The 19,365-nt window shown below is 39.1% G+C and carries 27 protein-coding genes and 3 pseudogenes; 26 read left to right on the forward strand and 4 right to left on the reverse strand.

The genetic code is table 11. The features are described 5' to 3' along the window. The first annotated feature begins 48 nt into the window (after nucleotides 1-48). The 10 genes and pseudogenes from ACRCA4_RS00005 to ACRCA4_RS00050 form a co-directional block, all read left to right on the forward strand. On the forward strand, nucleotides 49-459 hold the full coding sequence (locus ACRCA4_RS00005) for a hypothetical protein (RefSeq protein ID WP_166838093.1): 411 nt from the start codon (nucleotides 49-51) through the stop codon (nucleotides 457-459). Between the two features lie 556 nt (nucleotides 460-1,015). Continuing rightward, nucleotides 1,016-1,318 carry a hypothetical protein gene (locus ACRCA4_RS00010; RefSeq protein ID WP_433182350.1) on the forward strand — a complete coding sequence of 101 codons (303 nt, stop codon included), beginning with the start codon at nucleotides 1,016-1,018 and terminating at the stop codon, nucleotides 1,316-1,318. A 112-nt stretch (nucleotides 1,319-1,430) separates the two neighbouring features. Next, complete coding sequence (locus tag ACRCA4_RS00015) at nucleotides 1,431-1,853, forward strand: hypothetical protein (RefSeq protein ID WP_433182352.1); 423 nt, start codon at nucleotides 1,431-1,433, stop codon at nucleotides 1,851-1,853. 410 nt (nucleotides 1,854-2,263) lie between these two features. Further along, a complete protein-coding gene (locus ACRCA4_RS00020) occupies nucleotides 2,264-2,722 on the forward strand; it encodes a DUF6174 domain-containing protein (RefSeq protein WP_433182355.1) in 459 nt (152 codons plus the stop codon). Nucleotides 2,723-2,810: 88 nt separating this feature from the next. Beyond that, nucleotides 2,811-3,287 carry a hypothetical protein gene (locus ACRCA4_RS00025; protein WP_433182358.1) on the forward strand — a complete coding sequence of 159 codons (477 nt, stop codon included), beginning with the start codon at nucleotides 2,811-2,813 and terminating at the stop codon, nucleotides 3,285-3,287. Between the two features lie 103 nt (nucleotides 3,288-3,390). Further along, on the forward strand, nucleotides 3,391-3,912 hold the full coding sequence (locus ACRCA4_RS00030) for a hypothetical protein (RefSeq protein ID WP_433182361.1): 522 nt from the start codon (nucleotides 3,391-3,393) through the stop codon (nucleotides 3,910-3,912). 123 nt (nucleotides 3,913-4,035) lie between these two features. Continuing rightward, nucleotides 4,036-4,359, forward strand: coding sequence for a hypothetical protein (locus tag ACRCA4_RS00035; RefSeq protein WP_433182364.1), 324 nt, complete (start codon nucleotides 4,036-4,038; stop codon nucleotides 4,357-4,359). 172 nt (nucleotides 4,360-4,531) lie between these two features. Then, complete coding sequence (locus ACRCA4_RS00040) at nucleotides 4,532-4,831, forward strand: hypothetical protein (protein ID WP_433182367.1); 300 nt, start codon at nucleotides 4,532-4,534, stop codon at nucleotides 4,829-4,831. Nucleotides 4,832-4,946: 115 nt separating this feature from the next. After that, the gene (locus ACRCA4_RS00045; protein WP_433182370.1) at nucleotides 4,947-5,654 is read left to right on the forward strand and encodes a polysaccharide deacetylase family protein; all 708 of its coding nucleotides are present in this window, start codon (nucleotides 4,947-4,949) and stop codon (nucleotides 5,652-5,654) included. Between the two features lie 232 nt (nucleotides 5,655-5,886). Next, a pseudogene (locus ACRCA4_RS00050) lies at nucleotides 5,887-6,300 on the forward strand (transposase); the annotation flags it as partial. Between the two features lie 106 nt (nucleotides 6,301-6,406). Here ACRCA4_RS00050 and ACRCA4_RS00055 read toward each other — a convergent pair. Continuing rightward, nucleotides 6,407-6,894: pseudogene (locus tag ACRCA4_RS00055) on the reverse strand (transposase); the annotation flags it as partial. 51 nt (nucleotides 6,895-6,945) lie between these two features. On the opposite strand from ACRCA4_RS00055, the gene ACRCA4_RS00060 reads away from it, so the two are divergent. The 4 genes from ACRCA4_RS00060 (at nucleotide 6,946) to ACRCA4_RS00075 (ending at nucleotide 8,724) form a co-directional block, all read left to right on the forward strand. After that, complete coding sequence (locus ACRCA4_RS00060) at nucleotides 6,946-7,140, forward strand: L,D-transpeptidase family protein (protein ID WP_433184375.1); 195 nt, start codon at nucleotides 6,946-6,948, stop codon at nucleotides 7,138-7,140. Nucleotides 7,141-7,309: 169 nt separating this feature from the next. Further along, nucleotides 7,310-7,714 carry a DUF1761 domain-containing protein gene (locus ACRCA4_RS00065; RefSeq protein ID WP_433182373.1) on the forward strand — a complete coding sequence of 135 codons (405 nt, stop codon included), beginning with the start codon at nucleotides 7,310-7,312 and terminating at the stop codon, nucleotides 7,712-7,714. A gap of 109 nt (nucleotides 7,715-7,823) precedes the next feature. Then, the gene (locus ACRCA4_RS00070; protein WP_433182375.1) at nucleotides 7,824-8,135 is read left to right on the forward strand and encodes a DUF2798 domain-containing protein; all 312 of its coding nucleotides are present in this window, start codon (nucleotides 7,824-7,826) and stop codon (nucleotides 8,133-8,135) included. 49 nt (nucleotides 8,136-8,184) lie between these two features. Next, on the forward strand, nucleotides 8,185-8,724 hold the full coding sequence (locus tag ACRCA4_RS00075; RefSeq protein WP_433182378.1) for a manganese efflux pump MntP: 540 nt from the start codon (nucleotides 8,185-8,187) through the stop codon (nucleotides 8,722-8,724). A gap of 157 nt (nucleotides 8,725-8,881) precedes the next feature. On the opposite strand, the gene ACRCA4_RS00080 is transcribed toward ACRCA4_RS00075, so the two are convergent. Further along, a complete protein-coding gene (locus tag ACRCA4_RS00080) occupies nucleotides 8,882-9,862 on the reverse strand; it encodes a BsuPI-related putative proteinase inhibitor (protein WP_433182381.1) in 981 nt (326 codons plus the stop codon). A 663-nt stretch (nucleotides 9,863-10,525) separates the two neighbouring features. On the opposite strand from ACRCA4_RS00080, the gene ACRCA4_RS00085 reads away from it, so the two are divergent. The 10 genes and pseudogenes from ACRCA4_RS00085 to ACRCA4_RS00130 all read left to right on the forward strand — a co-directional run bounded on the left by ACRCA4_RS00085 (nucleotide 10,526) and on the right by ACRCA4_RS00130 (nucleotide 16,863). Next, nucleotides 10,526-10,777 (forward strand): MliC family protein, encoded by a 252-nt coding sequence (locus ACRCA4_RS00085; RefSeq protein ID WP_433182384.1) that lies wholly within the window; start codon nucleotides 10,526-10,528, stop codon nucleotides 10,775-10,777. After that, nucleotides 10,758-10,967: a GMC oxidoreductase gene (locus ACRCA4_RS00090; protein WP_433182387.1), complete on the forward strand. Its 210-nt coding sequence runs from the start codon at nucleotides 10,758-10,760 to the stop codon at nucleotides 10,965-10,967. Before ACRCA4_RS00085 ends, ACRCA4_RS00090 begins: the two co-directional genes overlap by 20 nt. A gap of 162 nt (nucleotides 10,968-11,129) precedes the next feature. Further along, complete coding sequence (locus ACRCA4_RS00095) at nucleotides 11,130-11,336, forward strand: cold-shock protein (protein WP_433182390.1); 207 nt, start codon at nucleotides 11,130-11,132, stop codon at nucleotides 11,334-11,336. A 98-nt stretch (nucleotides 11,337-11,434) separates the two neighbouring features. Then, nucleotides 11,435-12,337 carry a diguanylate cyclase gene (locus tag ACRCA4_RS00100; protein ID WP_433182393.1) on the forward strand — a complete coding sequence of 301 codons (903 nt, stop codon included), beginning with the start codon at nucleotides 11,435-11,437 and terminating at the stop codon, nucleotides 12,335-12,337. A gap of 452 nt (nucleotides 12,338-12,789) precedes the next feature. Then, nucleotides 12,790-12,978, forward strand: a complete 189-nt coding sequence (locus tag ACRCA4_RS00105) for a hypothetical protein (RefSeq protein WP_433182396.1) — start codon at nucleotides 12,790-12,792, stop codon at nucleotides 12,976-12,978. A 184-nt stretch (nucleotides 12,979-13,162) separates the two neighbouring features. Next, nucleotides 13,163-13,618 (forward strand): YbjN domain-containing protein, encoded by a 456-nt coding sequence (locus tag ACRCA4_RS00110; RefSeq protein WP_433182399.1) that lies wholly within the window; start codon nucleotides 13,163-13,165, stop codon nucleotides 13,616-13,618. A 264-nt stretch (nucleotides 13,619-13,882) separates the two neighbouring features. Next, complete coding sequence (locus ACRCA4_RS00115; protein WP_433182402.1) at nucleotides 13,883-14,131, forward strand: hexameric tyrosine-coordinated heme protein; 249 nt, start codon at nucleotides 13,883-13,885, stop codon at nucleotides 14,129-14,131. A 91-nt stretch (nucleotides 14,132-14,222) separates the two neighbouring features. Next, nucleotides 14,223-15,665 (forward strand): annotated as a pseudogene (locus tag ACRCA4_RS00120) (catalase); the annotation flags it as partial. A gap of 332 nt (nucleotides 15,666-15,997) precedes the next feature. Further along, complete coding sequence (locus tag ACRCA4_RS00125; protein WP_433182404.1) at nucleotides 15,998-16,357, forward strand: NINE protein; 360 nt, start codon at nucleotides 15,998-16,000, stop codon at nucleotides 16,355-16,357. 161 nt (nucleotides 16,358-16,518) lie between these two features. Then, nucleotides 16,519-16,863, forward strand: coding sequence for a DUF805 domain-containing protein (locus ACRCA4_RS00130; RefSeq protein ID WP_433182407.1), 345 nt, complete (start codon nucleotides 16,519-16,521; stop codon nucleotides 16,861-16,863). Nucleotides 16,864-16,954: 91 nt separating this feature from the next. On the opposite strand, the gene ACRCA4_RS00135 is transcribed toward ACRCA4_RS00130, so the two are convergent. Both ACRCA4_RS00135 and ACRCA4_RS00140 read right to left on the reverse strand, forming a co-directional pair. Further along, nucleotides 16,955-17,908 (reverse strand): hypothetical protein, encoded by a 954-nt coding sequence (locus ACRCA4_RS00135; RefSeq protein WP_433182410.1) that lies wholly within the window; start codon nucleotides 17,906-17,908, stop codon nucleotides 16,955-16,957. A 13-nt stretch (nucleotides 17,909-17,921) separates the two neighbouring features. Beyond that, nucleotides 17,922-18,254, reverse strand: coding sequence for a PadR family transcriptional regulator (locus ACRCA4_RS00140; RefSeq protein WP_433182412.1), 333 nt, complete (start codon nucleotides 18,252-18,254; stop codon nucleotides 17,922-17,924). Nucleotides 18,255-18,419: 165 nt separating this feature from the next. Here ACRCA4_RS00140 and ACRCA4_RS00145 point away from each other — a divergent pair, with 165 nt between their 5' ends. Both ACRCA4_RS00145 and ACRCA4_RS00150 read left to right on the forward strand, forming a co-directional pair. Next, nucleotides 18,420-18,782 (forward strand): VOC family protein, encoded by a 363-nt coding sequence (locus ACRCA4_RS00145; RefSeq protein ID WP_433182415.1) that lies wholly within the window; start codon nucleotides 18,420-18,422, stop codon nucleotides 18,780-18,782. A gap of 121 nt (nucleotides 18,783-18,903) precedes the next feature. Then, entirely contained in the window at nucleotides 18,904-19,350 is a 447-nt protein-coding gene (locus ACRCA4_RS00150; protein WP_433182418.1) for a potassium channel family protein, read from the forward strand. Nucleotides 19,351-19,365: the final 15 nt, after the last annotated feature.

Here is a 19,365-nt window from a genome sequence, read left to right on the forward strand (position 1 = left end):
GGCGTTTTTCCGCCCCTGTGCTTTGCGTTATGCAACCAGTGAGCACCGATGAAATATTGCAGTTTAGATAAACATGACAAGCTCTCTTTGAACTTAGACTCTAGCAAGTTTATAGGTATTTATTGTTGTTTCTTTATCTCACTTGCCTTCACTATTGACACACCAAGTGCCGAACGCTGGATTTTTACAGTTGTATTTGCGGTTTCATCGCTTTTAATGTTTTCCTGGGCAAATGAAGTGAAGTTGATGGTAAAGCGCTTGGTGGGTTACCGTTTTTACACACTTACAACATTTGCATTAGTTCCTATGGTTGCAGTGCCTTGGTTTTTTGAAATTCCATCTGGCATCACAATGACACTAACGCTTCTTGTAAGCCTAAATTGCTTAGTATGGCCTTTTGTTACCGTAAGTGAGTATGAGAAAAATTACACTGCAATATTTGGGTTAATGGATGCATAACAATCGCCATCAAAAACGCGCCCGTTGGGCGCTCGACTCGCAACACGTTGCTCGCGTTTGTGGCGGGCGTTATACGCCATAAAGGGAGCACCTTGGCAGAATTCACACTTATATTGATACCGAATTCGATAATGGCAATTCTGTATCTATCCGTAGATCGGTCCAAGAACCACGATAAACACTTTCTGGCTTTATTGCTTTTAGTTTTATGCCTATTGTTTGCTATTGGGTATTTTAGTTGGGAACCAGAACATGAGATTTCCCAAACTGGCAGTGGGCTTTTGTTCAGCTCAAGTGTTTGGTTCAGTGGCTTACTTATGGTTCTGACTGTTAAAAGTAAAAAACTAGGGGCGTGGGTGTTCCCTGTTTCTATCGCTCTTTCTGTTTGTTCTTTATTTTCGTGCTTTGCACTGCTACTGGTTACAGGTCAAATATGGGGCTTATAAAATGGCGTATAACAAATTGCTTAATTTCGTTCCGGCCACAAAAAGCGTGGCCTCCACTGGACTGCCTACGCTGCGCTGCGGCAGCCAATTAGCAAAGCGTTAAGGATACTATGGTCGAGTTTGAGCTAGAGAGTGGAGAACAGCTCCACGCAGAAGCCCCGGATTCTTTTTGGATTCCGCCATTGGATGCTAGACAGTCTCTTTCTTCTGGCGACATCGTAAAGCTTGTGTTCCGCATAGAAGAGGATGGTGAGGTCAACGTCGAAAGAATGTGGGTGGTTGTTAAGGAGGCAACCGCGAAGGGCTACGTTGGTATATTGGATAATGACCCGTACTGCACAGATCAAATCCAGGCAGGCTTGGAGCTAGAATTTGCTCCAAAGCACATCATCGATATCTATGCTGACGACTGACATCCTTAACAAGTCATTGCAGTTCGTTCCGGCCCTGGCGGGCCTCCACCGGACGCCCTTTTCTCCGCTTCGCTGCGTAAAGGTCGCCGCTGAATATTGGCGTTAGGCCACTATGAAACGAAGCTACGAGATATTAGATGGAATTTACCTCGTTCAAGATGGTTATGAACTAGATTTGCACAACAACTTCGATTTCGTCCGGCTGGAATACTCGCTGGTGGAGCGCAAACTATTGTTGTTGTGGAAGCGTTCGAACGGAAATTGGGTTAATTCTAATACTCCTAAAACTTTAACTATCGAGTTTACGGAAGTTAGCGAGTTTCGTTTTATGCCAAGAGATCCCGAGATTCCTTTTACCGAAGATGACTGTCTTGACTCTTTTGGATACTGGGTAGATGAAGACTGGGCAAATGGTGTTGTTTTGGTTGGTCCCACCCAGGAACCTGACCCCAAGTGGCTTACAGCAATAGCGTTTATGTCTGGTGCCGTGCTGGCCATTCAAGCGGAGAGTTCAAATGCGGCAATACTGGCCTAACAAGCGCCATCAAAACGCCGCTTCGCGGCTCGACTCGCAACACGTTGCTCGCGTTTGTGGCGGGCGTTAGCAGGTGCTCGGGTTTTAACGGTTTTAGTCAGTAATTTTATTCCGGTTTTGCTCACGTTTGGTTTTCTTAGCGGCAGCGCAAAAGGTTAAGTCCGCCAGTTTGTGGGTTTAGTGCAAATGGCAGTGGCGGTAGCGTTGTTCTTAGTGGCTTCGCTTAGCAGTTTTACAGGTTCCGGTTGGCTCGCCGTATCGCAGCTGGCTGGTGTAGTTTTTAATCAAAAGCAGCCGTGCCGTTATTTGGGTTTGCCAGTGCGGCAAGCCGCGCAAGTCCGGTTCAGGCTGCTAACAAGCAAAGCCAGCCGACGCGTACCGCGCAGCTGCTTTGAGCGTTAGAGCTCATTATGAATCTTTTCGATCAGCGTAATCCATTTGTAGCTCTGATTGTGTTGGGGAGCTTAATAATCCTGATTTATTCTTCTTGGGGGATATATGCTGTCTCTGAGAGAAGTAGGCAACTTGATCAATTTGAGCATTATCAGCCCTATTGGCAGTCTCTGAATCTTCAGAACTATGCTTACGTTATTGAAGAGGGTTGTATGTTTGCCTCAAAGACTTCAGCTACAGTCCGGGGTGGCGAACACAATTTTGTGCAGTTTGAGAATCAACATTTTGGTGGTAGTGCTACAATCGAGTATTTCTTTGATCAGGCAGCTCAGGCTATCAAGGAAGCACATCACTTGGAGTTAAGGTTCAACGGCGACTATGGATTTCCAGAAGTAATTCGCGTTGACTGGTCCAAAGATATTATTGATGACGAGTGTTTTTATCGGGTTACGAAATTCAAACAACATGAGCTCTAACAAACGCCATCAAAAACGCGCCCTATGGGCGCTCGACTCGCAACACGTTGCTCGCGTTTGTGGCGGGCGTTAGCCACATTGGATGATTATGAAGCTTCTGACAGTTCTTCTCTTTGTTTTTTTCTTTACCAGCAATGCTAATGCTTGCAGCCTCAATCAAGGTTACGAACCTTTCAGGATGTCGAGCTCATACCAAAGTACGTCTATACCAAAAATGACAAATGCGTCAGTTATATCTGTTGAGCGTGGCTTTGATGATGGAAATGGCGGCTCTTGCTCTGACGCTGGTATTATTAGAGTAAAAATTCACGACGAAAATCCAATAAATAGAACAGGATATAAATTTAGAGTTCTTGATAGCGAAATATTTTCTAATTTGTTTCCTTCAGAACCAGTTATTGCTTCGGCACTGAATCGCAGCGAAAATGAATTTGTCTTTGTTTGGTATGATCTTGGCGAAACTCACAACCAAGAGATGAAATTTACTTTAGAAATTACAGCTGTGTCTTATTTTGGCAATGAAAGTGAGCCGTTCCAATTGCTCATTCAACAGGCTTCAAAGTAAAGTGGCTAACAATCCGCGTCATTCAGGGCCTACGGCCCCTGCGACGCTCACAAGTTCGCGCGCATGCGCGGGGCGTTATATTTTTATCAAATTGGGGTGGTATATGAATAAGTGTACTTGGTTCCTTTTATTATTGTTGATTAGCGGTTGTGCAAGTATCACGGGATATCATTTTGAGCCTGAAAGCACAGAAGATGCTGAAAAATTAATTTCATATAAAGTTGATGAGTTCGACAATACAGCATGGTTAAAGAGTGAGGCTGTTGCTAATTTGGATCATGCCAGTGCAATTTATAACTTTAGAGCTTTTTTTGATGAACAAAAAAAATTAAAATTCATCCAGTTATACATAAATTTGAGGTTCTCTGATTGGTACTTTATAGATGATGCGCTAATGAAAAATGAAAATATTTCATTAACACAAATTGATCGTGATGTAGTAAGTGGCGGATATGTTCATGAAAATGTGGCAATCAACTTATCAAAAGATACTCTTGAGAGCTTAAGTATGGGTGACACTAAAATAAAGCTAAAAGGTCGTCGTGGTGATTACATATTTACTGTTAATAAAAATATGTCTGAGGCATTTTTAAATCAGCTTAGCTTGTACACACAAAAAATATAACAAGGCACTCAAACGGAAAAATTACAGTTTGCTGCGCTCGTGCCTCGCACATTTTAGCCTAACTGTATTTTTCCGCTTAGCTTAGCGTTATGCATCACCAAGGCTCAGAGTAATGGAATATTTATGAAGATCGAAATTAACGAAGAGAAGTATGATGAGCTCCAAGATGGCCTTATTGATTATCTTACGAAGCGAATAAAATCAATTCTCGAAGAAAAAGAGGTCGCTGAAGAATCGATATATGATATTACCGGCGACCTAGTTTTTGAAATCGCTGCAATAATTGATTCAAGCGCAATCATGGGTACAGAAGAAGATCCAATTCTCCCATTTTTGGCGTTTTCTAAAAGCGAGAGTGAACGAGATAGTTTAATTGCTGATGTTGGCGGTTCTAGCTTGCATGAAAAAGCTTACGGAACGGTCGAACAAATATTTGAAATCGAGTAAAAATGCATAACAAATGTATCAACTGGACTCCATTTCCGTCGCTTGTTTTTTGTGCTTGAATAGCACAAAAAGTCAATCAAATACAATTCGCCAGTTATACAGGCGTTAGCTGGTTGGTATACCTAACTTAGATCGGTATAAGTTTCAAATATGAATCCAAAGGAGTGAAAATATGCAGGAAAATATCATAAAATCTTCGGTTACGACAATTCAAAATGGTGTTGCACGAGCTGACGGAAAGCTTTATCTAACTGAAAATAATATTAATTTTGCCCCCTATAATAAGGAATTAGGGCTTGGTCCATATGAGCTGAAGCGAAGAGAAGTTTCAAAGGTAGAAAAGTGTTTGGGCAAGGGAGGAGGTATCTTTCCTGTAACATCAGACGCGATACAAATTACGCTTGTTGATGGCAGCGAGTATCAATTTATTTTGTCTAATCCAAAAGAGTGGTTAAGTCTGTTAAGTAATTAATCAGCTAACAAAGCGCTCAAACGGAAAAATTACAGTTGGCTAGCGCTTCGCGCAGTTAAGCCTAACTGTATTTTTCCGCTTAGCTTAGCGTTATGTGTTTCTGGGAGGTTGTGCGTTGAAAAAAGTTGCAGTGTTCTTTCTGGTACTTGTTGTATTAGCAGTAAGTCTTTGGAGTGTTAGTCGAGCCAGAAGTTTTCAGTTTTTTGGCAAAATCATTTCAAGAGTCGAAACAGCCGATAAAGTTGTCGCCTTAACATTTGATGATGGGCCATGGAATCCTAAGTACACTCAGAGCGTAATAAATACTCTTGGCTCACTAAATGTGAAAGCAACCTTCTTCCTAAACGGTCGCGGAATTGAAAGTAACACTGACTCAGCTCAAGCTCTGGTATCAGCAGGACATCAGATTGGAAATCATACATATTCTCATAATCGGATGATGTTCAAAGGCTTGAGTGAGGTTAAGAGGGAAATTGATAGTACAAACGAGCTAATTCGTTCCATCGGTTTTGAGGGTGATATTTACTTTCGGCCACCATATGGCAAAAAGCTGATTGTGTTACCGTACTACTTGGAGCAACAAGGTATTGTAAGTGTGACATGGGATGTTGAGCCTGAGTCATATGATGGTATAAACGAAAGTAGCTCTGCTATTGCAGAGTATGTCATAGGCAATACTAAACCTGGCTCAATAGTGCTGCTGCATGTTTTGGGAGGTAACAACAAGAAGGCCAGGGATTCTTTGCCACTTATTATCAACGGGTTACGTTCTAAAGGCTTTAAGTTTGTTACGGTTGCTGAGCTTCTGAGTGGAAACACATAACAAACGCATCAAGTCGTTCGCAGGCTCACTGGGACACCAAAACTACGCGGCGATTAGTTTGGTGCTTCGCCCAAGTTTAACCAATCACTGCTTAAGTTTTGCTGCCCCTTATGCGGGCGTTGAGGCTGTAGAAAAACCCTAAAGTAGTTCAAAAAACAGCCATTATTTACTTCCCACCGATCATGGTTTGTGAGCAAATAGGTATTATCAATTAGGCATAGGAGCCTTGGTGATGCCGCGATTTAAACCACTTAATTATCAGCAAAGTTCTATGGTGGTCATTAACTACTTAGACCAACTGCAAGCTGGCACTTTTGAACATGCCATCCATCATTTAATTTAATCTAAACTCGATTTGTCGGTGTTTTACCCTAAGTATCAAAATGATGTAACAGGCCGTCCGGCGTATGATCCTGCTGTCTTATTAAAGATAATTTTGTTTGCGTACTCCAAAGGGATCACCTCCAGCCGTGAAATTCAGTGGTGTTGCGAAACCAATGTCATTTTTAAAGCGCTTAGTTGCGATTCAGTACCACACTTCACCACCATAGCTGCCTTTGTGAGTAACCGCAGAAAAGAGATAGAAAAGGTCTTCGAACAAGTGCTGTTGATATGCCATACCCAAGGGTTATTGGGCAATGAATTGGTAATCCCCCCATATTTAATGGAGGTTAGTTGTAGAACTTCTGCTTCGTAATTGTTTTAATCGTTGTATTGGCGTTATGCCACCTAGCCCCATATTAGGGCGCTCATTTCACATTCCGTAAGTACAAAAAGCATAAACCAAAGCCCCAATTACATTGATTTTGAGTTAGGCCTAACAGCAGCTCGGCTATTTTTAAATTATCGCTCGCGAGTGTTGCTTTATAGCGATAACAGGTCTCACTAATCTTAAATGTGCGACAGGCTAAGGCTATACTCATGATATTATTTTCAACGACTTCTTGGGCCATACGTTTGCGCTCAGAAGCCTTTACCACTTTTTCGCCATGGCTTCCTGAATGACTTCTGCTTTAAGGCGCTCTTCGGCATACATTTTTTTCAAGCGACGGTTTTCATCTTCAAGCTCTTTCATCCGAGCCATCAGTGATGCATCCATACCGCCATATTTAGCGCGCCATTTATAAAAGGTGGAGTTGCCCATGCCGTGCTCACGGCAAAGCTCAGGGATTGGTACACCACTTTCGGCTTGCTTTAAAATGTTGAGTATTTGACTGTCTGTAAAATGTGCTTTTTTCATCATTTCCTCCTAGGGATACAATAAGAGAAAATTCTACGTTTAACACCTATTATTTATTGGGGGGATTACCGTGTTTCTCCCGGTGGTTTTATTATGGTTCATGGGCAGCGTAATTGGCTAGGTTGGCTTGCTCCAGTTACACAGCGCTTTAATTGGACCAACGGGTGTATTGCACTAACAAACTCTGAAATGGATGAATTTATGGAGTTGGTAAATGTGGGAACAAAAATTCAAATCGAATGGTAGGCATTGAACAAGTATTGGGTTAGAGCTAGCTGAAATTAACAAATAGACATAACAAGTGTCTTAAAATCGGCTTGTGTTACTATTTATTTGGGCTTGTTGCTGGGAAGGCGCGACGTTTTTAAAGCTAACTGTCAGCATTGGCATAATATTTATTTAAGGCGGGCTATTTATGGATATTTCAACATTAAACTTTTTAGCGATTTTTGTTTCAGCGTTATCAAGCTTTGTTCTTGGCGGTTTGTGGTATTCACCTTTGCTGTTTGGTAAAACCTGGATGGCAGAAACCGGTATCACAGAAGAGACTGCAAAAAATAAAAATATGGTTAACGTTTTTGGTTTGGCTTTTATCGCAAGTTTAATTATTGCTTTTAATTTAGCCATGTTTTTAGGCAGCGCTAGTACCCTAGGAACAGGCGCTTTCTACGGCTTTTTGGCTGGCTTTGGCTGGGTTGCTATGTCTTTTGCCATAAATGATCTATTTGAGCAAAGATCTTTTAAATTGTTAGCAATTAATGCTGGTTATCACACTGTTGGGTTTACATTAATGGGAGCCATCTTAGGGGCTTGGCATTAATATAATCCAGGTTATACAGTACAGTTGTACTTATGGCGGTGATAGGGATCAGAGGCTTCAATCGCAAATTATGCGGGCAATGCTTACTCACTATAGTTAAGTGCCACTCATGCTGATTCCAAATGACTATAAAAAACGTTATATTAGCGGCCTAAGTTGTACGCCACTATATGAGTTTTTAATGATTTCAGCTAAACATCACAAGCTAGTATTTTCATTTTTCATGTCATTACTTATGTCATGCATTATGTCTTTTGTTATAAGTGTTTTTAACGTTGGTTTAGTGTCGAACATAATCGCTATTTGGCTTCAGGCATGGAGCTTCGCTTTTATCGTTGCCTTTCCAACGATTATTATTGTTTCCCCTGTAGTTCATAAGCTTGTTGCACTTGTTTTGCGAGAAGAAAGTCATTCTCAATAACTAATGAGCATGATGGCATTGAACTTAAGCTATTTAACAGAGATGAGTAATGATTGAAGTTTTAATTTTAGCGGTGGCGCTAAGTATGGATGCTTTTGCAGTCTCTATTGGTCTTGGTTCTAAGCATCAGCAAAAAACAAAGACGCTTGCGTTTAAAGCTGCACTATATTTTGGCGCATTTCAGGCTTTAATGCCTTTAATTGGCTTTTTTGGTGGAAAAGGGGTTTTCGGTTGGATAGAGGGGTATGCGCATTGGGTTGCCTTTTTTCTTCTACTGCTGATTGGTGGCAAAATGATTTATGAGTCAACTTCTGATGCGATAGAAGATGATATAACGCAGATCACCCACAGAGTGTTACTTATTTTAGCTATAGCAACCAGTATAGATGCGATGGCGGCAGGATTTACCCTAACACTTATAGAGATAAACCCCTATTTGGCTTGTTTTATTATAGGACTGACAACTTTTATCTTTAGCTGGGTAGGGGTGTTGGTCGGCGCTAAAAGTGGCACTTTGTTAGAAAGCAAAGCTGAACTATTAGGTGGCATTATACTTATCTTAATTGGCTTTAAAGTATTACTATTTTAATGGGCTATGGTTGCCTTACACCGCTCTATATCGGCTATTTAAAGCTAGTAATAAAGCTTAAATTTTGCCAGGTTAAAGTAACGAGTTTTATGGCTATAAACATAAAAGCCGTAAAGCTATGAACTTTACGGCTAGGTAAGCTCTACTAGTATACGATTTAGTAGTGAGTCATTTTCCGATCAATATGAATTGGAAACTGAATTGATAAAGGTTGATGGTTAAAGCTGCTAGCTTGCTGTTTTTCACTGCCTGTTAGGGTTAATTTAACAGAGTAAGTGCCAACATCCAGTAAACCACTCGGTATTTCTTGCAATAGCAATTTAGTGCCAAATGTATGCTCTGCTCCTGCAGGGATAACAATGGTTGTTATACGTTGTAAAAATCTTTTATTTTCCGCCCATGAATAGATCATTTGATTTGTATTATCAAATATTTCGATATTAAATGTTTGACTAGTTTGGAAATTTAATGAGTAATCACTATCAGAGTTGTTCTTGATAGTCATAAAGGTATTTAAACTAGCCTGCTCGTCTAATATCACTTTGTTTCTAGGGTAATTCATAGAAACACTAATACCAGTTGCTTTATTGTTATAACTAATACCACCAATATTGGCAGACTCAAGCTGGAAGGTCTGTGGGCCGGCTATAGTAGAGTGACTATAACTTACTACACCAAAGCCAGGGGCGAAGTAGGCAACAGTTAAGCCTGCATCGGCACAAGGGCCAGAAAATGAAACTTCGACAACATTATTAAGTACACCAAAGTTGCTAGTAAAAGATAAATTTTTATTGGTAACTTTTGACTTTGTAGTACAAGTGTCAAAACTTATATTGGCTTCAGTACCAATAGCAGCATTTAAATCGACAAATTTATAATTTATATCTTTAGATTCATTATAAAGCCAAATCTGATTACTGTTACCAGTCCAAACCCACTGATTGTTATTACCTAGAAAGTCTGAATACTTCTTCCAGTTATTATTGTTGCTAGCAACAACTCTTGATTCCGTTTTTGATGTGTTTTGTGCATAAGTTGAAACGTCATTAACGTTATGAACAAGATAATCATTGGCTGCCGCTGTGCCGGTAAATAGTCCTAAGGTTAAAATTATAGCTGATGAAGTAAAGGCTTTCATTTGAGTTCTCCATATAAAGTAACGAGCTTGGTTAACAACTGAGGCCATTAAAGAACATAATTATTACATAAATATTATGGCTATAAATAAAAATGGGCTTTTGTTAACTTTTTGATAAATCGGCGGCAGGTTACTAAAATAGGTACAAGCTATCAAATGAAAAAAAGTAATAGTAGACATTAATATTATTAATGTATTGTATCATTTATATTTACTTATGGTAGCTGTAAGGTTTTGTCAATATGGTAGTTGTATATTCAATCTGCTTGGTTTTTGATCTGATTTAACATTGTTGATTGATTATTAAGCTTCTTGTGATGATTTAGTTTGTTGTTTAGACAATTTGCTTTGCAAATCTATTTTATGTTGTTACATATTTTTTAGAATATTGATTTTGTTTGCTTAAGTAGTGATCAATGCTTTTTATTGTTGCTTAAATAATCATCATAAATTGCTTGGTTATTGTTTTATTACTTATTGTCAGGTTTGGACGGTGAAAAGCATTTTTTATTAAAAAATTATATTTATATTAATTTTGACCAAAATATATTGGTTAATTTGCTTTGTTCATCTTAGGTTAGCTTCTAATTTTATAGGATCTACTCTATATAGTATTAGCTTATGCAGCTAATACCTTGGTTTATAGCAAAACTGGAGATGCAAATGAAAATTACCCTACCTTTACTAGTTGTTTCAGCGTTCTTGATGACAGCTTGTGATAGTACTGTATTAGATAAACAGAAACCTCAAGCCGTGACCGATAAAGCACAACATTACCAGTGTGAGAGTGGTGAAGTTATCTTGGCTTCTTATATTTCTACTGATGAAGCTAGCCTTGTATATAAGGATACAACTTATAAGATGACTATTGAGACCTCTGCTAGTGGTGCGCGTTATGTATCACACCGCTGGTAGTTGTAAAATGGGCGATGACGAGATGGCTGTTGTGGATGCTGATCTTAAGGTGCATGGTGTTAAAGGATTACGTGTCATTGATGCGTCTATTATGCCAACAATTACCGGTAGTAATATTCATGCCCCCACGGTAATGATTGCAGAAAAAGGTGCAGCCAAAATACTACAGTATTGGCAGGGTGCTAAATAATAATTAAAAACAGTAGTATAGGAATTTGAGTAAATAGTTTTTGTAGCTAAAACTGGTTAAATGATTCAAAGTCAGCTTTAATTAGTAATGACGGTTTTATATTCGAATGGGTGAATTCGTCTGTAATTTTTTATTTTTTCACCAATAAATGTGAGTAAAGTAATGGCTAAAGGTACAGTTAAGTGGTTCAACGCGGAAAAAGGTTTTGGTTTTATTACACCTGAAGACGGCGGTAAAGATTTGTTTGTTCATCATTCAGAGATCCAAGCTGGTGGTGGTTATGCTACGTTAAACGATGGCCAAGCGGTTGAGTTTGAAGTTGGCGAGGGGCAAAAAGGCCCTTGCGCTAATAAAGTGGTTGCAGTGTAAGCGGTTAATTAAATAAAAATAGGGCAGCTTAACTGCCCTATTTTTTTGTTTTGGGTTTTGTGTAAAACCGCACTTTAAAATTATATATTGAGTAAATTATGGTTAGTATCGAGAACATGGCTTCTGTACTTAGGGCATTACCTGATCCGGCATTTATCTTCTCTAGTAGTGGTAAATATCTAGCCGTTTTTGGTGGAAGTGATACTCGTTATTACCATGATGGCAATGGTTTAGTTGGTTCATATATTAGCGATATCGTTAAAATTGAGAAAGCTAACTGGTTTTTACAGCAAATTAAGCAAGCACTTAGTTCTGGAAATTTGCTAATTATTGAATATGAGCTTAGCAATAAAGATGTCAAAGGGCTCCCTGACGAAGGACCTGATAAACCTATTTGGTTTGAAGGACGCGTTCAAGCGTTAGATTTCTTAATTGATGGCGAGCCTGTGGTGCTTTGGGTTGCCAGCAATATTACTCAACGCCATCAGTTAGAAATTAAGCTTAGGCAGTTAAGCGACACTGATCAGCTTACAGGGTTGTATAATAGAAGAAAGTTAGAAAGTGAGCTGATGCTGCATTATGAAACGTTTAAACGGCATGCATCACCAATGGCCATTTTAATTTTAGATCTGGATAACTTAAAACTGGTTAACGACACTTATGGTCATCAAGTTGGCGATAAAATGATTTTAGCTGCAGCTAATGCCTGCCAACAACAACTGCGAAAAACAGATATAGCTTGTCGTTTTGGTGGCGATGAGTTTGTTATTGTTTTACCTAACACTGATTTACAAGATACCGTTTACTTTGCTAATAGATTGCGGCAAAGCTTTAATCAAGCATTAAGTCCATTCTTCCTCGAAGATGCAGCTGTATCTGTTAGCATTGGTGCAGCCAGTATGGTGGCGTCAGACCGTTCTTATGAAGACACGCTAAGACGAGCAGACAATGCCTTATATGCAGCAAAGCGACAAGGTAAGAACTGTGTTGTTTCAGCTTGAATAAGGCCGATACAATTAGCCGATCTTTATTGTTGCAGGGGCTTTTGTAGCTTGGCTATTTTAATGACAATATAGCGTAAAGGCCATCGCAGCAGTAGATGGCCATTCAGTACTTATTGGCCTAAAACATTCGCCACATTTTTTTTGGCTGCTTTTGCTGCTTTTTTCTCTTTCGCTGTTAACAGCGGTTGTTTTTTTGCGCTTTTCTTACTGTCTTGTCCTTTACTCATGGCTATATCCTCTTGAGGTAATCTGATAGATTAAAAGTGAATTTAAACGAGCCTATAAACAGCAGTGGCGTACAGGGTTAAACTGTCACGCTATCCGCACAGACTTAGTATGGTCTTAAGATTAGCTAATAGATAGGGCTGGCGCAGAATAGTTATTTTATAATGTGATTAATTTAGGTACAGCTGAATAGAAGTAAAAAAAGTACTAACTAAGGATTAAACATGACAGCAAAACAGCAGCAAACCCTGGATACAAAAAAACATACTGGTGTTGATCAACAGGCGGAAGACCCTTTAGCCGCAATTAAATTAATGCGATTACAGCAGCTAGCAGTGTGTAAATTAAAAACTGCCGCTGAAATGCAAGCTATGCAAGAGAAAAAACAAGCCTTTAAAGAGCAAAAAAACTAAGGTATCACAAGAGCGGTTATTATTAATTAAAATAGAAAAAAGTTGAATTAATCACTTAGGTTAGTTTTAAGTTATAAGTTAGGTCAGATGGTTTAGCTTTGTAGAAAAATTAAATTAAATAAGCCTAGTTATTCAAGCTCAAATAGCAGGTAGAAATTATAAAAAGAGCTAAATGGAGAGACTGATGAAAAAAGTTTTAAATATACTGTTATTAAATTTTTGCTTGTTGTTTTTTTTCTATACGGCGGACGCCGAAGCATTAACTGAAAGATTTTCAAGCTCTGAAATTATCGAGCTGTTTAAAAGTGAAGGTTATAGTGCAGTTGATAAAGTGGATGATAACATTATTCAAATTAAAGTAGATGGCCTAGCATATTATTTAATTATTAAAGATGATGGTGATTTACAAGCATATTACGGTATTGGTGATGCTGTTGTTACCTACCAAGATATCAATGAGTGGAATGCCAATAAAAGATTATCTCGAGCTTATATTGACTCTGATCACGACCCGGTGATTGAAGCTGATTTAATGGCTAATGGTGGCTTAACCAACGACAATGTCACTGAGTTTTTTAGTGTGTTTCAGATTTCTGTTAGAGCCTTTATAGACTTTGTTAATGAGAATGATAAAAGCTAATCAGTTAGATTTTTAGTCTTAAAGCCATTGAAATATAGGCATCACAGTGTCTATGCTTCGATGGTCTTGCCAACTTCCTTGTTCATTTCTACCTACAATAGCCGTTATTTAACGAATAAATCTGCAGATTCGTGCTTTTAAGCATAATTTGATGTTAACCCTTGTCTGAAATTTGGCCATTGCCTGAATTAGTGGTCTATGATTATTGCAAGGTTTGTATCATGTTGATGAATAAAAAACTTAGCGTTACTTGGAGGCTATACCATGACAGATATATGGTTAGAAACATTGATTACTAATACCCCTCAACAAGGATTTGAGTTAGCAATAACGTTGAGTCGGCGGGGCGTGAAATATACTCAGCCCGATGCTGAAACGTTAAAAGCACTTCGTCCTGAATATGCTAACTCTGCAGACGGACTTACCGCTGCATCGCAGGTTATAGCGACAAACTTTCAAACCGTTGCCGCAGCTAATAATTATTGGTGGAAAAGCCAATTTTGCGTTTTATAAAAATGTATAACATCTTTTTTAAGGATGTATGTCATTGATAAACTTAAGGACAGTTCAATGGATGATAAAACTAAAAAACTAAAAAACTAAAAAACTAACAACAACAAATGGCTGCCCAGTAGCTGATAATCAAAACTCTATGACAGCAGGGCCACGTGGCCCTTTGCTTATGCAAGACTTTTGGTTTTTGGAAAAACTGGCCCACTTTGATAGAGAAGTAATTCCAGAGCGACGGATGCATGCGAAAGGTTCTGGCGCATTTGGTACTTTTACTGTTACTCATGACATAACAAAATATACTAAAGCCAAGCTGTTTTCTGAGATAGGCAAAAAAACCGAGATGTTTGCTCGATTCTCAACGGTTGCTGGTGAGCGAGGCGCTGCCGATGCCGAGCGCGACATTCGTGGCTTTGCCTTAAAGTTTTATACCGAAGAAGGCAACTGGGACATGGTGGGTAACAATACCCCCGTGTTTTTTATGCGCGATCCTTTAAAGTTTCCCGATCTTAACCATGTAGTGAAGCGAGACCCTCGTACTAATATGCATAATGCGCAAAGTAACTGGGATTTTTGGACCTTACTACCTGAAGCCTTGCACCAAGTGACAATTCTAATGAGTGATCGCGACTTACCGAGTTCATACCGTCATATGCATGGGTTTGGTAGCCATACCTTTAGCTTTATTAATGCCGATAATGAGCGGTTCTGGGTTAAGTTTCATTTTAAATGTCAGCAGGGCATTAAAAACTTATCCAATAGTGAAGCGCAAGCTATTATTGGTAAAGATAGGGAAAGTCATCAGCGTGATTTATATGAAGCAATTGAACGGGGCGACTTTCCCCGTTGGGATTTAAAAGTACAAATTATGCCAGAGCAAGATGCTGCGCATTATCGTTTTCATCCTTTTGATTTAACGAAAGTTTGGCCTCATGGTGATTATCCATTAATTGATGTTGGTACTTTTGAGCTAAATAAAAACCCAGAAAATTATTTTGCCGAAGTGGAACAAGCCGCTTTTAATCCAGCAAGCATAGTGCCTGGGATCGGCTTTTCGCCAGATAAAATGTTGCAAGGGCGTCTGTTTTCGTATGGTGATACCCAGCGCTATCGCTTGGGGGTAAATCATAGCCAAATTCCGGTGAATAAGCCGCGCTGTCCTGTGTCTAGTTACCATCGCGATGGTGCTATGAGAGTTGATGGTAATTATGGCAGTGCAAAAGGTTATGAGCCTAATAGCATGGGGCTATGGCAAGAATGCCCTGCAGCGAAAGAGCCGCCATTAGAATTATCGGGAGCTGCTTATAATTGGGACTTTAGAGAAGACGATACAGATTATTATACGCAGCCAGGAAATTTATTTCGTTTGATGACAAACGAGCAACAGCAAGTATTGTTTGCCAATACGGCTGCTGAGCTGGCTAATGTTGATGATACGGTAAGAAAGCGGCATATTCGTAATTGTTTAAAAGCCGATCCTGCATATGGCGCAGGAGTAGCTAAAGCCTTGGGTATAGCACTAGCCGATGTTGAGTAATTAAAAACAACACTTCAGTAGCGAGTTATTGGGGTTAAGATAAAGGCAGTAAGCCGTAATGTTATTCAACGTTATGGCTTACTGCCTTTTTCATTACGTTGATTTTAATGTAACTTATATCTTGTCATCTTAATTCAGTAGCTTGTTCATTTTGCATTAGCTTTTATGGTTATACCTATGGTGAAAATAAGTTACTGTTCAATAAAGATATATTGCATAAGTTTACATTAATCATTAAGGGTTAATTTTCTTTGCCATAGGTGGCTTTGGTTAGCTGTTCAATTTATCTTGGAATAGTAATTAATATAAAAATAATAAAGGAAGTACGATTAATGAATGACGATATAGCATCTCGCAAAAAAGTAGCTGGTGAGAAGTATTGTAGTGATTGTGGTCAGGTGATTAGTGAAAAAGCCGAAATTTGTCCTAAATGTGGGGTAAGGCAAACGGCAGCACCTTCAGCATTTGGTACTACAGCACCTAATGGCAAAAATAAATTAACAGCCGCACTGTTGGCTTTCTTTTTAGGTGCCTTTGGTGCGCATAAGTTTTATCTGGGGCAAATTGGTTTTGGTATCCTGTACCTTTTATTCTTCTGGACATTAATTCCTTCAATAATTGCTTTTATCGAGTTTATTATTTTACTGACGATGAGTGATGAAGTGTTTAATGCGCGCTTTGGTAATACTTAAGCCATTTTAATTAATGATAATATTTTATTGATAGTTGAGCTTAATTTATGAGCTATTGGAAAATATTTGGTGTGTTTACAGTAAATAGTTTATAAAATGACGTTGTCGTGTTTTATTAATTCGACAACAAAAAATTGATTTTAAATTAGGAAAGTTAAAGAATGGAACACTTTATAGGTGCGTTTAAAAAGTTTGCAGATTTTACTGGTCGTGCTCGTAGAACTGAGTATTGGATGTTTGTACTAATTTCTATGATCATTTCAGTAGTTCTTTCTGTAGTGTTAGGCTTTGTTGGCTTAGAAGCACTTTCATTGTTATATAGCCTTGCAGTAATTATTCCTAGCATCAGTATTGCTACAAGAAGATTGCATGATACTGGCCGTTCTGGCTGGTGGCAGTTAATTGCGTTAATTCCAATTATTGGTTTTATTGTACTCATTGTTTTCTTGGCACAAGATAGCCATGATGCAAATGAATATGGTCCTAACCCGAAAGCGACAATCTAAATATAATTAATTATAAATTGTCTACTTTGCTGACTGCGGTGATATAAAGATATTATCGCAGTCAGCTTACTCAACTTAAACAAACCTATCTTTAAACCATCTTGCGTAACCGGTATAGGTCTCGAACCAGCTCCCAAGCAGGAAATAAGGCAATAATCAGTAGCGTTATCAAAGCACTATTTTCTATATGAACCCGGCTAAAAATACCCTGCAATTGCTGGCCATTGATTTGTATTAACGGTGATATAGTGGCCAGATAGATACAAATAACAGTGAATAACGCATTTAAAACGACATTCACTTTTAGCATTAATCGATTCCATAACCGCTGACGTAGTTGCCATAATGAAAAAATAACACCGGCGATAATGATTGGTGTGCTCCACTGTAATATTGAAGCTGCATAGTCACTTAGAGTAATAATAGTATTAGTAGCTTGTTCGTTAGGCATAATAAATGGATACCAAACGACCATTATAATGAACAAATAAGTCGCTAAATCAGTAAAAATAGTTTGCAGCGAAATATGCTGCCAACTCGCACCGGCTTCTGGCAGTTTTTCGGGCTGCCAGTCAGCAGAATAATTTGATTTAATATTAGGTTGCTGCCTAGTTTTTAACCAAAAGGCTAAAGTAATGGCGGTAAAAGCAAAACATGCTTGTTCAATAAAGCCACTGGCGACGCCATGCAAATAACTAAAAATTCCCATAGTAGAGTGACTAAGCCAGGTTGCTGTCATATTAAAGGTTTCTAAGACAAATAAGATCCCTAATACCATAAAAACGGTGTTTTTATACACAGGCATGTAGGCTAGGTTAATCAGTGGCTGTTGCGGTGAAAATTGCTGCGCCACAACTCGTGGATGGCCCAGCTGCTTTAATACAGCAGCAATAGTTTCTTGGCTTACATCACCATGCTGTTCATGCAAGGCGTCAAGTTGATCCATAATATTGGCTGTTAACTCACGGCCTATATCCTGGCGTATAGTTTCGGGTAGCTCGCGTTGTACTGCGGCGATATAGCGTTTAACTAAATCTAGTTCCATTTTATGCTCCTGTTTATTCTTTAATTAAGACTTTAGCAATGGCACCATTTAATTGTTGCCATTCCGTTGTTAACTGATTCAGTAACTCTGTGCCTAAGGCCGATAACTGGTAATAGCGGCGCTCACGGCCGTCAGTTTTATGCCATTCACTATCTAACAACTCTTGATCGGCTAAACGACGAATTAACGGATATAAAGTGCCTTCATCAATATCAATGCCATCTTGTTGTAATTGCTTTCTTAATGAGTAACCGTAATGTGGCTGTTTTAGAGACGCGAGTACCGCTAACACTAATACGCCTCGGCGCAACTCTAAGCGCATTTTTTCTAACTGAGCCGTGGTCATTTTTTCCTCAATATAATATGCTGTGTGCTGCACAGTATCATACTAGGCGGTACACAGTAGTTTGGCAAGAGAAAATTTAAAAGAGCTAACTTTGTTAACTATGGTTAGAAGGGTAATTAGCATCTATGCTAAGAACGAATAACGGCTAAGGTAAAGGAGACAAGCATGAATCAAGATGGCAAGCTAAATTATGTTGAATTTGCTGCAAAAGACTTAGTGGCGACTAAATTGTTTTTTTCAGCTGTATTTGGTTGGCAGTTTGTAGATTATGGACCGGACTATATGGCTTTTTCTAATCAAGGTTTAGATGGCGGCTTTTTTAAGGCCAATGCGTGTAGTAAAACCGCAACAGGAGGAGCGCTATTGGTGTTTTATAGTGCGGATATTGAGGCGACTTTACGCCAAGTAGAAAGTAATGGCGGGGAGGTGATTAAACCCATTTTTGCCTTTCCTGGTGGGGTGCGGTTTCACTTTTTAGAGCCAAGTGGCAACGAGTTTGCGGTGTGGTCAGAAGAAATACAACATTAGTGATGATAATATTGTTTGTACTGTTTGCTTATATCACACTGTCAAAAAATTACGCCAATAACTGGCCGACTTAGCCTAAGCATGATAAAACTTGGCGAGCGCGAAAGGTGGAACAACCTGCATGTTAAAAGTGTTTGTTATAAATAGTTTAGTCGTTGCTATCTGTGTCATGTTGCACTATGAGTTCTTACATAGGGTCACAGTGCACATACCTAAAATGACAATAAATCATCGAACTCGAATTGTGCTGGCGGTATTTAGCTCGTTAGTTGCCCATGCCGTAGAAGTTTGGGTTTTTGCAATCGCTTATTATTTTATGCACCAAGCCGAAGGCTGGGGTCAATTAAGCGGCAATTTTAGTGGCAGTTTAATGGATTGCGCTTATTTTTCATTCACTGTTTTTAGCACATTAGGCTTTGGCGATATAGTACCTAGTGGTGACTTACGATACTTGACGGGTATTGAATCTCTGACGGGCTTGGTGTTGGTTACGTGGACGGCGTCATTTCTATTTCTAGAAATGCAGCGGTTTTGGGGCTTCAGTCATGAAAATAAACCAAGCAATTAGTTCAATAAGCGTTGT

Origin of the sequence: Rheinheimera sp. WS51 (genome assembly GCF_050936095.1) — a bacterium.
Lineage (GTDB): Bacteria > Pseudomonadota > Gammaproteobacteria > Enterobacterales > Alteromonadaceae > Alishewanella.

Excerpts from the sequence above, each read along its gene's own strand:
- ACRCA4_RS00070 (WP_433182375.1), top strand. The coding sequence starts at position 7,824 with ATGCTGATTCCAAATGACTATAAAAAACGTTATATTAGCGGCCTAAGT.
- ACRCA4_RS00095 (WP_433182390.1), top strand. The coding sequence starts at position 11,130 with ATGGCTAAAGGTACAGTTAAGTGGTTCAACGCGGAAAAAGGTTTTGGT.
- ACRCA4_RS00020 (WP_433182355.1), top strand. The coding sequence starts at position 2,264 with ATGAATCTTTTCGATCAGCGTAATCCATTTGTAGCTCTGATTGTGTTG.
- ACRCA4_RS00080 (WP_433182381.1), bottom strand. The coding sequence starts at position 9,862 with ATGAAAGCCTTTACTTCATCAGCTATAATTTTAACCTTAGGACTATTT.
- ACRCA4_RS00105 (WP_433182396.1), top strand. The coding sequence starts at position 12,790 with ATGACAGCAAAACAGCAGCAAACCCTGGATACAAAAAAACATACTGGT.
- ACRCA4_RS00025 (WP_433182358.1), top strand. The coding sequence starts at position 2,811 with ATGAAGCTTCTGACAGTTCTTCTCTTTGTTTTTTTCTTTACCAGCAAT.
- ACRCA4_RS00065 (WP_433182373.1), top strand. The coding sequence starts at position 7,310 with ATGGATATTTCAACATTAAACTTTTTAGCGATTTTTGTTTCAGCGTTA.
- ACRCA4_RS00005 (WP_166838093.1), top strand. The coding sequence starts at position 49 with ATGAAATATTGCAGTTTAGATAAACATGACAAGCTCTCTTTGAACTTA.
- ACRCA4_RS00135 (WP_433182410.1), bottom strand. The coding sequence starts at position 17,908 with ATGGAACTAGATTTAGTTAAACGCTATATCGCCGCAGTACAACGCGAG.
- ACRCA4_RS00015 (WP_433182352.1), top strand. The coding sequence starts at position 1,431 with ATGAAACGAAGCTACGAGATATTAGATGGAATTTACCTCGTTCAAGAT.
- ACRCA4_RS00030 (WP_433182361.1), top strand. The coding sequence starts at position 3,391 with ATGAATAAGTGTACTTGGTTCCTTTTATTATTGTTGATTAGCGGTTGT.
- ACRCA4_RS00110 (WP_433182399.1), top strand. The coding sequence starts at position 13,163 with ATGAAAAAAGTTTTAAATATACTGTTATTAAATTTTTGCTTGTTGTTT.
- ACRCA4_RS00085 (WP_433182384.1), top strand. The coding sequence starts at position 10,526 with ATGAAAATTACCCTACCTTTACTAGTTGTTTCAGCGTTCTTGATGACA.
- ACRCA4_RS00140 (WP_433182412.1), bottom strand. The coding sequence starts at position 18,254 with ATGACCACGGCTCAGTTAGAAAAAATGCGCTTAGAGTTGCGCCGAGGC.
- ACRCA4_RS00075 (WP_433182378.1), top strand. The coding sequence starts at position 8,185 with ATGATTGAAGTTTTAATTTTAGCGGTGGCGCTAAGTATGGATGCTTTT.
- ACRCA4_RS00130 (WP_433182407.1), top strand. The coding sequence starts at position 16,519 with ATGGAACACTTTATAGGTGCGTTTAAAAAGTTTGCAGATTTTACTGGT.
- ACRCA4_RS00150 (WP_433182418.1), top strand. The coding sequence starts at position 18,904 with ATGTTAAAAGTGTTTGTTATAAATAGTTTAGTCGTTGCTATCTGTGTC.
- ACRCA4_RS00035 (WP_433182364.1), top strand. The coding sequence starts at position 4,036 with ATGAAGATCGAAATTAACGAAGAGAAGTATGATGAGCTCCAAGATGGC.
- ACRCA4_RS00100 (WP_433182393.1), top strand. The coding sequence starts at position 11,435 with ATGGTTAGTATCGAGAACATGGCTTCTGTACTTAGGGCATTACCTGAT.
- ACRCA4_RS00010 (WP_433182350.1), top strand. The coding sequence starts at position 1,016 with ATGGTCGAGTTTGAGCTAGAGAGTGGAGAACAGCTCCACGCAGAAGCC.
- ACRCA4_RS00125 (WP_433182404.1), top strand. The coding sequence starts at position 15,998 with ATGAATGACGATATAGCATCTCGCAAAAAAGTAGCTGGTGAGAAGTAT.
- ACRCA4_RS00145 (WP_433182415.1), top strand. The coding sequence starts at position 18,420 with ATGAATCAAGATGGCAAGCTAAATTATGTTGAATTTGCTGCAAAAGAC.
- ACRCA4_RS00115 (WP_433182402.1), top strand. The coding sequence starts at position 13,883 with ATGACAGATATATGGTTAGAAACATTGATTACTAATACCCCTCAACAA.
- ACRCA4_RS00090 (WP_433182387.1), top strand. The coding sequence starts at position 10,758 with ATGTATCACACCGCTGGTAGTTGTAAAATGGGCGATGACGAGATGGCT.
- ACRCA4_RS00040 (WP_433182367.1), top strand. The coding sequence starts at position 4,532 with ATGCAGGAAAATATCATAAAATCTTCGGTTACGACAATTCAAAATGGT.